Below are 12956 nucleotides of genomic sequence, written 5' to 3'. Positions count from 1 at the left end.
TATCGAAAAATTTCTACCCTTTAAGGGCGACATCAAGTATATCGAAAGTGCCAACTTAGAGCATATTTTTGTGCGATAAAACAGCACTAACAACCGAGAACTTCAAATTACTCCAAAAATCGATTCAGGTAGGAAAAAGTTATGGCAAATATCATTGGAACCAACGGTAACGATACCCTATTGGGCTTTGACAGCGCGGACACGATTAACGGTAAACTTGGCAACGATACTATTACAGGTAATGCAGGCAACGATACCCTGACTGGTGGCGGCGGCAAGGATACATTTGTTTACAATAGATACTTTATCGACGTTAGTGACGGCACTGATACGATTACTGATTTTGGTGGTGTAGGCAAAGGAACAAACCCAACACCAGGAGTTATTGCCGAAGTTGATAAGATTCAATTTATTGGTGATGGGTTGACTGCCCGAAATTTGCTGTTGACGCAAAATGGTAGCAATCTGGAAATTAATTTTGAAGGAGCAGATGAGGTTAAACTTATCCTCCAAAACTTCAAACTAGAAGATTTGGAGAACTTGAAAGCTTCTGGTAGTATCCCAGCTATTGGCAATATTATCTTTGATGGCCAAACTACCGTTACTGATAGTTTTAATGTCCTAGATGGCAATTCTACTGATACAACCATCGGGATCAAAAACACAGTTACTTTTCTCAATGACCTTGCTAACAACATTACGGGTTTAGACAACTCAGATGATGTGATTAATGGTCAGGGGGGTAATGATAAAATCGATGGCTTAAGTGGCAACGATCTTTTGAGGGGTGGTGTGGGAAATGATACTCTCATCGGTGGTTCGGGCAATGACATCCTCGTTGATAATACTGGCAATAATTCCTTTGTTGGTGGTATTGGTGACGATACTTTGAGTGCTGATTCTTCAACAGGTGATAACACTCTCAACGGTGGTATTGGCAGCGATCGCTTGAGTGTTCGGGCTTCAAAAGGTAATAACTTACTCTCTGGGGACGATGGCGACGATCTTCTTAGCACATCTTACCTTGTTACTAACTTTGGATACGACTTTATTGGCTCCACAGGCAATAATACCCTCAACGGTGGTGCTGGTAACGATACATTGCGTGCTATATCTCCAATAGGCAATAACTTACTTAATGGAGGCGATGGCAATGATTATCTCGACACCTCTGGCTATGACGTATATAGAGCGTACTATAGTTTTAGCTCCTCAGGTAATAACACCCTCAATGGTGGCGCTGGTAATGATACCTTGATTGCTGAGATTTCAACAGGCAATAACTTACTCTCAGGTGACGATGGTAATGATTATCTTTCCACCTCTGGCGTTGTCATCACTTACAGTGTTGGAGATTTTTATAATCCCTCCTCAGGTAATAACACCCTCAACGGTGGCGCTGGTGACGATACATTGCGTGCTGAGATTTCAACAGGCAATAACTTCCTCTCTGGTGGCGATGGCAATGATTCCTTGTATTTAAGAACCTCAGATACTGCTACCTCTTCTTTAATAACTCAAACAGTAGATGGGGGTCAGGCTAACGATTTGCTGTCCGTGGATTATAGCAATGCTAGCGGAGGTATCACAACGACATTTAATGCTACTACTAACCAAGGATCAATTACGGCTGCCAAATACCAAGTTAGCTACAAAAATATTGAACGATTAAATATTTTCGGTACAGCCTACAATGACAACATTGTGGGAAGCAATGGCAACGATACCCTTTCCACAGGCGGTGGTGGTAAAGATACCATAGATGGGGGTAAAGGTGATGATTTGTTGTCTGTTAATTACAGCAATCTTACCACAGGAATCACAACGACATTCAATGCCACTACTAACCAAGGATCAATTAAGGCGGGTACGTATCAGGTTAACTACAAGAATATTGAACGATTAAACATCACAGGAACATTCTACAATGACAACATTGTAGGAAACAATGGAAATGATACCCTCGACGCTGGCACCGGTGGCAAAGATACAATAGATGGCGGTAAGGGTGATGATTTGTTGACCGTCAATTACTACTTTGGTACAAGTGGCGGAATCACAACGACATTCAATGCTACTACTAATACTGGATCGATTACGGCGGGTACGTATCAGGTTAGCTACAAGAATATTGAACGATTAAATATCAGAGGTACATACAACGATGACTTCATTGTAGGAAACAATGGCAACGATACGCTTTCCACAGGCAATGGTGGCAATGATACGATTATTGGCGGTGCAGGTAATGATAGCTTGAGTGTTAACAATTCATTTCCAGAGACCAATAATACCTTCAAAGGTGGTGCTGGTGATGATTACTTGGATACTATTAGTTCAGGAGGCAATGACCAACTCTTTGGGGATGATGGCAATGATACCCTCATAGGTGGCAATGGTAAAGATAGTCTCTATGGAGGAACTGGTATTGATACCTTTGTTTTCAATGGTTACTTGTATGATAATGGTGTCGATCGCATTTTTGATTTCAACGCCACGAATGAAGTGATTCAGGTATCGGCTGCTGGTTTTGCTGGTGGTTTATCGGCAGGTGTACTCCAAGCCAGTCAATTTACAATCGGTACATCTGCAACCACAAGTAGCCAACGATTTATTTATAACTCGACTACAGGTGGATTGTTCTTTGACCAAGATGGTAGTGCGGGTGGGTTTACTCAGGTGCAACTTGCACAACTCTCTAGTGGCTTATCATTAACCAATAACAATTTTGTGGTTTTTTAATCTGAGCATAAAAAATTACAAACCATTGGATTACGAGGTGTCTAAAAGGGATGTGAGAGAGAAGGAAAATACTTCTTTCTCTCCCACATCTCTGTTTCCCTCAACAAGACAATTTTGGAATACCCAATTGGTATTTTAGTCTCCAAAACAAGTCATTTCAGTTTTTCGTAAGCAGCCAAAATAATTTTCTCTGTTTCTTCCCAGTTAATACATTTATCTGTTACAGAAACACCATATTTTAATTCTTCTTTTTTCCCAGTAATGGGTTGATTGCCTTCATAGATATTTGATTCCAGCATCATGCCTACTATTGATGTGTTGCCGTCCAATATTTGGTCAATAATATTTTCTAAGACGGCAGGTTGTAATTTGTAGTCTTTATTTGTGTTGCCGTGGCTACAATCGATGACAATTCTTGGTGGTAAATCTGCCTCTTTTAATTTCTTTTCTACCAGGCTGACGCTTGCTGCATCAAAGTTTGGCTGATTACCACCTCTTAAAATGACGTGACCGTAGGCATTACCTTTGGTTTGAAAGACGCTGACTTGTCCGTTTTGATTAATGCCCAAAAAATTATGAGGGTTTCTAGCTGATTGTAGAGCATTCAAAGCTACTTGAATATTGCCGTCGGTACCGTTTTTAAAACCCACAGGCATGGAAAGTCCGCTTGCCATTTCCCGATGAGTTTGGGATTCTGTTGTGCGTGCCCCAATGGCAGACCATGTAATCAGTTCGCTAATGTATTGAGGTATAATTGGATCTAAGGCTTCTGTACCAGCAGGTAAACCCAATTCTGTAATTTTTAATAATAGCTGGCGTGCAATTAATAAACCATTTTCTACATGAAAAGAATCATCCATTTCTGGGTCGTTAATTAATCCTTTCCAGCCTACGGTTGTTCTTGGTTTTTCAAAATAAACTCGCATAATTAATAGCAGTTTATCTTGGACTTTCTGGGCCAATACTTTCAATCTTTGGGAATATTCCATCGCTGCTTCGGGATCGTGAATTGAACACGGCCCAACTACTATGAATTTTCGGCGATCGCGAAAATCTAAAATATCTTCTATTTCTTCTCTATACCTTAAAACTGTTTGTTCTGCTAATTGAGTTAATGGCAACCTTGATTTAATTTCATTGGGAGTTAAGAGAACGCGATCGTTCTCGATATTGGCATTAAACAATTGATGGTTGTGCATGGAGATTTTCGGGAAGTTTGTGCTATTATGTTTCTGAGTGCAATTTAATATACACACTTTTAATCAAAAATACAAGATAAACTGATATTTTGTCTGGGAAATCTTATAATAAAATTTGACTTTAGTAAAGCAATTACTGTTATAAATATTTGACTTGATTCTGATATTGCAGTTTTCAATTGGGAGTCAGTCATGAGGTTTGTTGACAGTTAACAGTTAACCGTCAACAGTCAACACGAAAAATTGAGGGAATCTTTTTATTATCGCAGATACAGTGTTTCATATCATAATTTTGATGCCAAAAGAACTTTATAGACTTTGTGTCGCTATTGTTGAATATGATTAAGAAAGATTGTTTTTGCTCGATTGATTATGTATGTAGAGGTGTTATCTGCTGCAATCGATGACAAACCACTCATCCAACGGATGATGGAGCTTTATCAGTATGACTTTTCAGAGTTTGAAGATCAAGACCTCAACGAACATGGTTATTTTGGATACCCTTATCTAGATTATTACTGGATTGAAGGCGATCGCTATCCGTTCATTGTGCGAGTAGGTAACAAGCTTGCTGGATTTGTTTTAGTGAATCAATTCACATACATTGTAGATAGTCAATATTCGATGGCGGAGTTTTTTATCTTACGAAAATATAGGCAGCAAGGAATTGGTAAATTGGTTGCTTCTCAAGTCTTCGACAGATTTCGCGGGAAGTGGGAGATTTATCAAATTAGCACAAATACAGTCGCTCAAGAATTTTGGCGCAGTGTCATTGCAGAGTACACAACAGGGAAATTTACAGAAATTGTCATTGATGATAGCGATCGCCAAGGAATAATTCAATGCTTTGACAACACATCAAAACGTTCCTTGAATCATTCCGCCATCCACTTGCAGCATAACTCCATTTACAAATGAGGCTGCTGGTGAACTCAAAAATACCGCAACATTGGCAAACTCTTCTGGTGTTCCCATGCGGCCTAAAGGAACTTTGGCATTGATTTTGGCGATTTCTGCTTCTTTTGTTTCGCCACTTTTACTAATTTGAGCGTTGATTAATTCTTCGACTCGTTCTGTATATGTCCAACCTGGTAAAATGCTGTTGACCCGAATTTTATCGCTACCTAATTCTTGGCTGAGGGTTTTAGTTAAACCAATCACAGCTAATCGGATGGAATTAGACAATACTAGATTTTGGACTGGTTGTTTAGTGGAAGTTGAAGTGATAGTTAGAATCGCTGGTGCAGTAGATTGACGCAAGTGAGGTAAAGCGTACTTTACTAGACGGACTGTACTCAGCAAATTCAAATTAACGGAAGTTTCCCAGGTTGCTAAATCAATATCATCAAAAGTGCCAGCGGGTGGCCCTCCGGCGTTGGTAACGAGGATATCCAACCCGCCAAATTTCTCCACTGTGGCATTAATCACCCGTTCAATATCTGCTTGACTGGTGACATCTGCACGCAGAGATAGTATTTCTGCACCTGTTTCGCTGGTAATTTCAGCAGCAGCTTTGTCAACTAACTCACTGCGGGCGCAGATGACGACTTTTGCACCCTCACGGGCAAATTGCCTTGCTGTAGCTTTGCCCAAACCTTTACTAGCAGCTGTTACTAAGGCGACTTTGCCACGGAGTTGCAAATCCATAATTTTGATGTTTTTTGTTTACAGTAATTTGAAGCCCAGGTTATTCAGAACTTGCCGCAAGCGATCGCGTCCTCTCAATGACTCGACAGTTGCAATCCGTTGGGCTGAGTGTTCTGACCAATCACCAGCAACATTCATCTGTTGTTCAGTATAGAACTCTTTGATGATGTTATTGTAATGAGCGATCGCTTCATCTTGTTCTGCTAATTTATAGGTTTCGCGGTGCAGCACAGCCGATTGTGGCAAGCGTGGCTTAATTGCAGCATTCACTTCTGGATTTGGATAGCCTACACACAACCCAAACACAGCATACACAGAAGAAGGCAAATTCAAGATTGCTGCTACTTCTTCTGGACGGTTGCGGATTCCACCGATATATACGGTTCCCAAACCCAGGGACTCAGCTGCTATTGTGGCATTTTGGGCTGCCAATGTGGCATCAACCGTTGCCATGACAAACATTTCCAAATAATCTAAACCATCATGGGAGATCCCACGACTGTCAGCAACGTAAGCCAGACGCGCTAAATCTGCTAACCACACCAAGAATAAAGGTGCTTGGCGGATGTGTGCTTGATTTCCAGCCAGCTTTGATAACTCATCTTTGCGTTCTTGGCTTTCCACTGCAACCACACTCCAAGTTTGCAAATTTGAAGAAGTAGATGCAGATTGGGCGGCTGCAACTAACAACTCTAGAGTTCCAGGTGGTAAAGGATCTGAAAGATAAGCACGAACCGAACGGTGAGATAGTAGTGATGTCAGAGAATCATTCCATTCAATTTCAGGATTGAAGGGAATTTCACCGTAGCGCGATCGCAATAGTTCTGTAGGGTTGGTCATACGTAAATTCTCCGATTTAAAAGTTTAAAAGGCAATAGGCAAAAAGGCAATAGGCAATAGGCTTGAAACTCTCTTAATGTCGGCGTTTAACCATCAGTTTATGTCCAACCTAGCTACTAACTGCTATAAATAAGAGTTGGATTTTTGCGAGATTCTGAATTGTGACTCCTGAATTCTAGATGAGATTTTTGCGAGATTCTGAATTCTGAATTGTGACTCCTGAATTCTAGATTAGATTTTTGGTGAAAACGCAGCGTATTGTTCCTTTGTTAACACTCCATCTCTGACGTTAACTTTTTTGGGAATCAACTTTAACTGATAATATGTATCAGCTACTTGTTGTTGCAAATTTATCAGTTCATCATTAATTGGTACAATGCCAAACGTTCGTCTATTAGTAGCTTTTCTCATGGTTTCTATGTCAATTCCTAACACAGATGAGAGAGTTTGCGCTACTTCTTCTCGATGCTGTTTAGCCCATTCTTCTAGCTGTTTAATCTCCTCCAATACTGCCTTGACAATTTGAGGATTTTCAGTTACAAATTTGCGGGTTGTTAAATAATATCCCCCCTGTTTGTTAATTCCTGTACCATCAATCAAAACTCTCGCTTTAGTTGCTTCTTGAGCCGCTGCATAGAACGGGTCCCAAATTACCCAAGCATCTACGCTACCCTTAACAAATGCAGCGCGGGCATCAGCTGGTGGTAAATATTTAGGTTCAATTTCACTATATTTGACTCCAGCTTTTTCTAAAGCTTGGACTAACAATAAATGGGCGCTAGATCCTTTTTGAAAAGCAATTTTTTTGCCTTTCAGGTCACTCACTTTTTGAATTGGAGAATTTTGGGGAACAAGAATTGCTGAACCAGCAGGACTAGCAGCAATACCAGCCACATAAGTTAATGATGCTCCTGCTGCTTGGGCAAATATCGGTGGTGATTCTCCCACATGTCCAAAGTCAATACTACCGACATTCATGGCTTCTAGCAATTGCGGCCCCGCAGGAAATTCAACCCATTCCACAGATATACCATCTGGTGACAACCGCTTTTCTAAAACACCCTTATTTTTCAACAAAATATTCGATTTTTGATAACCAAATCGCACTAATGTTGCTTTGCTAGAAGCAGAATTCGCCACAGATGTAGCACTGGGATTAGGAGAATTAACAGTCGATGTTGATGAGCAAGCAGCAAATAGCAAGCTAAAACAAAGACCGGTAACAAAAGCCCCAGCTATTGGTAAAGAAGAGAATAATTTATTTTGGTTGCTAAATGAATTCCTGATTTTGATTAAGGACATCCACTTGGCGATTAAGCGGCGAAAGATTTGGTTAACCATTAAAATCATCCTTTTGGAATATATTAATACTATATATCTATAGGGTTGCCGTAGTATATTCTTTGGGCATAGAGGATTGAGTCAGATATCTATGGGGGGTTCATCTGAGATAGCTGCCAAATGGGACACTTTGTAAATTTTTGTAATACAAATAAAGCAAAACCCTTGATATACGCTTGTTTCAACACCAAGCGTTACTTGAATCCTCCAGTTAGAGACCATTTATAAAAAAAATCTTAGACAATTCCAATAAATAAATTATTCAATCTTGTAGGGTGGGCAATATGAGTGGCCAGTTCACAGGACGGGCTTTTCGGCTCATCCTACAAGGAATATTGGGATATTTTATTACTTGAAATTCCCGTAAGTAGGTGTGTTACGGCTTTAGCTTAACGTTCTATGAAAAGCAAAAGAAAAAATAAAATTTGCATAATTCGTATTTACAAATTTTATTTTCCTCATATAGTAAGAATAAGCGAATTAATCATCCTCCTCTCGAAATAAATCCTGACACGAAAAAGTTAACTTCTATTATTTTGAATAGAGATAACTTTTATTTTTTGCTCTTATGTCTACTCTGCAAGAAAGACTACTGTATGGGAACTGCTAGTCTTCTATGACATTAAGGGTAAACGTCGTATAGGTGAGATTTACATATTATCTATCAGCAACGCTTAACCTATCGGCGTTTATAAATATTGAGCGTATTTCCTAAACACAAACTTTTAGGATAAAATCACATGGCTATGACAGTCGAAAAATCCCTGTTAAATAACCAAAGCATCTTACAAAATTTTGCTTTGGTTGAAGAACTTGACGAACAATCTGCGGAAATAATTTCTGGTGGCTACGAAGTGTTTTCTATTAGGAACAAAACAAACTACAACATTACACACATTTTAGATGGTACAGCATTCCTAATTCAACCTGGCGAAGAATGGATATATACTGCCTACAACGGAGGAATAATTGAATTCGACATTGATGGTCGAAATGATTACAACCTCTCTAAAGCATACAATTTGGATGAAGGGAGAATATATGAATTTCAAGACAACAACTACACTCCTGGCAATCCCTATGATATCGATCTCTATTACGTAGCCTAATCTGGCTTTTCACCTTATGTAGAAAAATCTAAATGTAGGTTGATGAGTTACTGCCGTGGATAAGTTTTTTGGCTTGTAGGGAGTGGCGTTGGACGGACAAACCCAACATTGAAAATGCTTTGTTGAGTGATGCTGCATTGCCCTATGGGAACCTAATTTTTCTCCGTAAATCCTAATTCAATACAGCAGACATCTCCAGAAAAGGCGTAGGGACATACCCTGCGGGTACTCCTGCGGAGAACTCGTAGAGTAACCTTCGGCTATATGAATTATCCCTACAAAGGTTTTCAGGTAATGCATATTTAATTTTCGGAGATGTCTAGTCAAGTCAAATGACTTGACTATATTTTCGCCCCACAAATAGCGTCTGTAAATGAAATACAAAATTGTCCTTCAACACAGTGAAGAAGATTGTGGTGCAGCCACTTTAGCTACGATTTCCCAACACTACGGACGTACATTTACCCTTAACCGCGTGCGGGAAGCTGTTGGTACTGGGGCGAGAGGAACTACTCTGTTGGGATTAAGGCGGGGTGCAGAAGCCCTGGGATTCCATAGCCGACAAGTTAAAGCGACTCCTCAACTCATCAACCAATTAGATCAAGCTCCTTTACCTGCGATTATTCACTGGAAAGGCTATCACTGGGTAGTATTATACGGTCAAAAAGGGAAAAAATATGTCATTGCTGACCCCGGTGTTGGTATCCGTTACCTGACTCACGAGGAGTTAATTAAAGGTTGGAGTAATGGGGTGATGCTGCTACTCCTTCCCGATGAAAGCCGCTTCTATCAACAAGAATCAGATAAAATTGGCGGTTTTGGACGTTACCTGCAACGGGTTTATCCCTATCGATTTATTTTAGCCCAAGCGATCGCCCTCAACATTGCTATCGGTCTACTTTCCCTCGCATCTCCCTTCATGATGCAACTACTCACCGATGATGTCTTAGTGCGGGGAGATACCCAACTATTAACCACTGTTGCTATTGGCGTTGTCACCTTGAATTTAATTAGAAGCGCCATTGGTTTAGTACAATCGCACCTTATCGGTTATTTCAGTCAAAGATTGCAATTAGGACTAATTCTAGAATATGGGCGCAAACTCTTACATTTACCCCTATCTTATTTTGAAGGACGACGCAGTGGGGAGGTTGTCAGCCGCATTTCTGATGTTCACGCTATCAATAACTTAGTTTCCCAGATTGTCCTCGGATTACCCAGTCAATTTTTTATTGCTGTAGTTTCCTTGGGTTTTATGCTTTTTTACACTTGGGAGTTAACTCTGCTTTCTATAGTTGCATTTCTCATCGTTACGGCTGTTAACTTACTTTTCTTACCAGCACTGCGTCAAAAAACCCGCAACATGATTGTTTCTGGTACAGAAAACCAAGGTTTTTTAGTAGAAACATTTCGGGGAGTACAAGTCTTAAAAACTACCCAAGCTACACCCCAAGCCTGGGAGGAATATCAAGGAAATTTTGGTCGTCTGGCTAACTTGGGCTGGAGTACCATGCAGCTAGGACTTTACAGCAGTACAGTTACCACTATTCTTTCGACATTTATTAATATTGGAATTCTCTGGATTGGTAGCTATTTAGTAATTAATCGCACCTTAACAATCGGACAATTGATTGCCTATAACGGCATGAGTGGCAATCTTTTAGGCTTTTTAAGTTCTGCTATCGGCTTAATCGATGAATTTATCACTTCCCAAATAGTTATTCAACGTCTGACAGAAGTTATTGATGCTACTCCAGAAGATGAAAATGATGTGAAAAAGCAGTGGGTAGAAATTCCCGGAAATACAAATATTATTTGCAATAAAATTAATTTTCACCACACAGGGAGAGTTGATTTATTGCAAGATTTTTCCGTAACTATTCCTGGCGGTCAAGCAATTGCTCTAATTGGTAAATCTGGCTGTGGTAAAAGTACCCTAGCAAAGTTGATTACTGGTTTATATACAGTTCAATCAGGAAATATTCGCTATAGTTTCTATAATCAGCAAGATATATCTTTAGAATGTTTGCGGCAACAGGTGGTTTTAATACCACAAGAAGCTCATTTTTGGAGTCGGTCTATTCTGGATAATTTCCAATTTAGTTATCCTCACATTAGTTTTGCAGACATTGTTAGAGCCTGTCAAATTACTGGTGCTGACGAATTTATCAGCGAACTACCTGATAAATATCAAACTGTCTTAGGAGAATTTGGAGCCAATCTTTCTGGAGGACAAAAGCAACGATTAGCTATAGCTAGAGCCATAGTTACTGACCCACCCATCCTGATTTTAGATGAATCTACCAGCGCCCTCGACCCAGTGAGCGAAGCACAAATACTAGATAAAGTTTTAGACCATCGCCACGGTAAAACTACTATTTTAATTAGTCACCGTCCGAGAGTTATCCAGCGTGCAGATTGGATTATGTTTCTAGAAAAAGGTCGGTTAAAAATTGAAGGAACGGCAGAATATTTACGACAAGTTGATGGTGAACATTTAGACTTTTTAGATGATGTGATTTTGAGGATGAATTCGGTTTAACTATGGTTAACAACACAGATTTTTTACAGCCAATTCAAACAGATGAATTTCTGCCACCGATTAGTCGTTGGATGACCTTTGGTGGACTTTTTGTTCTCTGCGTTTTGGGACTAGCGATTCCCGTCGCCGCAATCACTAAATATAAGGTGACAGTCAAAGGGCAGGCAGTTGTCCGTCCATCTGGGGAATTGCGAATTGTGCAGGCGGCAACAGAAGGTCAAGTTATGCAGATTCATGTCAAAGAAAATCAAGTTGTTAAAACCGGAGATGCGATCGCCATCATTGACGACTCCCGCTTACAAACTAAAAAAAACCAACTGCAAACTAATATTCAGCAAGCTAAGTTGCAGCTAGTCCAAATCAAGGCTCAAATTCACACTCTTAACAGTCAAATTCGCGCCGAAACTGCTAAAGTTAACCGGATTATCACTGCTAACGAGGCTGAATTAAGCGATCGCCTGCGCCAAGATCGGGATAAAAAAATTACTACTGTGGCTGAATTCCAAGAAGCTCAAGCTTATGTGCAAATTGCTCAACAAGAATTGCAGGTTGGCAAATCACAGTTAAAAACAGCACAAGCAAATCTCCATTCTACTAAGACTGCTTGGAATGCAGCGAAGTCAAAGCAAAACCGATATGAGGGTGTAGCCCAAGTAGGAGCATTGTCTAGGGATAAATTAGAGGAAGCGCGGTTAGCTACAAAACAGCAACAACAAGCAGTAGCCGCACAAAAAGCAGTTGTGGAGGCGCAAAAGCAAACAATTGAGCGATTAAAACAAAGTGTATATGCAGCGATCGCTAAAAAGCAACGTGCAAAAGCCGCCTTAAATCCCAGTCATGCAGAAGTAGAAATTGCTACTGAGCGAATAGCCCAAGAAAAAGCCGCAGGCGAAAGTAACAAAGCAGCTTTAGACAAAGAACTGCAAGGAATTATCAAGCAACGGATTGAAGTAGAAAAACAGTTAGAGCGCGATCGTAGCGAACTAAAGCAAGTGGAAACTGAACTTAATCACACCACTATTACTGCTACTAGTGATGGTATTATTTCTCAGATAAACTTGCGTAACCCAGGTCAAACTGTGCGTCCTGGCGAAGAAGTCTTGCAGATTGTCCCCAGTCATGCCAAGCAGATTGTCAAAGCAGCAGTGGCATCTGAAGATAAAAGTAAGCTCAAAATTGGTCAGCAAGTTCAAATGCGGGTTAGTGCTTGTCCCTACCCGGATTATGGTACTCTCAATGGTAAGGTCGAGGCGATTTCTCCAGATGCCATGACTCCCCCAACAAATAGCACAAATGGATCTCCTCCTTATCTCAATACCACTCCGAAAGCGGCTGTCCCAGGTGCTTTTTATCAGGTAACTATTGAGCCGGAAAGTCTGGTTTTAGGTAAAGGCAAAAATCTGTGTGACATTCAATTGGGAATGGAAGGTAGAGTAGATATTATTTCCCGTGAAGAAACGCTGCTGCAATTTTTCTTGAGAAAAGCAAGATTAATTGCAGATGCGTAATCTTATCATGATTTGACACCAGACGGAG

At 40.3% G+C, this 12956-nt stretch carries 8 protein-coding genes and 1 pseudogene; 5 read left to right on the top strand and 4 right to left on the bottom strand.

Translation table 11 applies throughout. The features are described 5' to 3' along the window. Positions 1 to 141: 141 nt before the first annotated feature. A pseudogene (locus tag H6H03_RS07245) lies at positions 142 to 2742 on the top strand (beta strand repeat-containing protein); the annotation flags it as partial. Positions 2743 to 2894: 152 nt separating this feature from the next. Here H6H03_RS07245 and H6H03_RS07240 read toward each other — a convergent pair. Next, entirely contained in the window at positions 2895 to 3941 is a 1047-nt protein-coding gene (locus tag H6H03_RS07240) for a 3-deoxy-7-phosphoheptulonate synthase (RefSeq protein ID WP_190954467.1), read from the bottom strand. 384 nt (positions 3942 to 4325) lie between these two features. Here H6H03_RS07240 and H6H03_RS07235 point away from each other — a divergent pair, with 384 nt between their 5' ends. Further along, positions 4326 to 4859, top strand: a complete 534-nt coding sequence (locus tag H6H03_RS07235) for a GNAT family N-acetyltransferase (RefSeq protein ID WP_199338852.1) — start codon at positions 4326 to 4328, stop codon at positions 4857 to 4859. On the opposite strand, the gene H6H03_RS07230 is transcribed toward H6H03_RS07235, so the two are convergent. From H6H03_RS07230 to H6H03_RS07220, 3 genes are all read right to left on the bottom strand, one after another. After that, entirely contained in the window at positions 4800 to 5588 is a 789-nt protein-coding gene (locus tag H6H03_RS07230; RefSeq protein WP_190954465.1) for an SDR family oxidoreductase, read from the bottom strand. The two genes, H6H03_RS07235 and H6H03_RS07230, sit on opposite strands and share 60 nt — an antisense overlap. A gap of 18 nt (positions 5589 to 5606) precedes the next feature. Beyond that, on the bottom strand, positions 5607 to 6428 hold the full coding sequence (locus tag H6H03_RS07225; RefSeq protein ID WP_190954464.1) for an NADPH-dependent oxidoreductase: 822 nt from the start codon (positions 6426 to 6428) through the stop codon (positions 5607 to 5609). Positions 6429 to 6659: 231 nt separating this feature from the next. Next, positions 6660 to 7769, bottom strand: a complete 1110-nt coding sequence (locus H6H03_RS07220; RefSeq protein WP_190954463.1) for a sulfonate ABC transporter substrate-binding protein — start codon at positions 7767 to 7769, stop codon at positions 6660 to 6662. A gap of 740 nt (positions 7770 to 8509) precedes the next feature. On the opposite strand from H6H03_RS07220, the gene H6H03_RS07215 reads away from it, so the two are divergent. The 3 genes from H6H03_RS07215 (at position 8510) to H6H03_RS07205 (ending at position 12928) form a co-directional block, all read left to right on the top strand. After that, positions 8510 to 8878, top strand: a complete 369-nt coding sequence (locus tag H6H03_RS07215) for a hypothetical protein (protein WP_190954462.1) — start codon at positions 8510 to 8512, stop codon at positions 8876 to 8878. 373 nt (positions 8879 to 9251) lie between these two features. Then, positions 9252 to 11420 carry a peptidase domain-containing ABC transporter gene (locus tag H6H03_RS07210; protein WP_190954461.1) on the top strand — a complete coding sequence of 723 codons (2169 nt, stop codon included), beginning with the start codon at positions 9252 to 9254 and terminating at the stop codon, positions 11418 to 11420. 2 nt (positions 11421 to 11422) lie between these two features. Beyond that, a complete protein-coding gene (locus H6H03_RS07205; RefSeq protein ID WP_190954460.1) occupies positions 11423 to 12928 on the top strand; it encodes an HlyD family secretion protein in 1506 nt (501 codons plus the stop codon). The last annotated feature ends 28 nt before the right edge of the window (positions 12929 to 12956 follow it).

Origin of the sequence: Nostoc paludosum FACHB-159, from assembly GCF_014698835.1 — a bacterium.
Classification (GTDB): domain Bacteria; phylum Cyanobacteriota; class Cyanobacteriia; order Cyanobacteriales; family Nostocaceae; genus Nostoc; species Nostoc paludosum.
The sequence above is the reverse complement of the archived record's forward strand: the minus strand, read 5'-3'. Positions and strand labels throughout refer to the sequence as shown.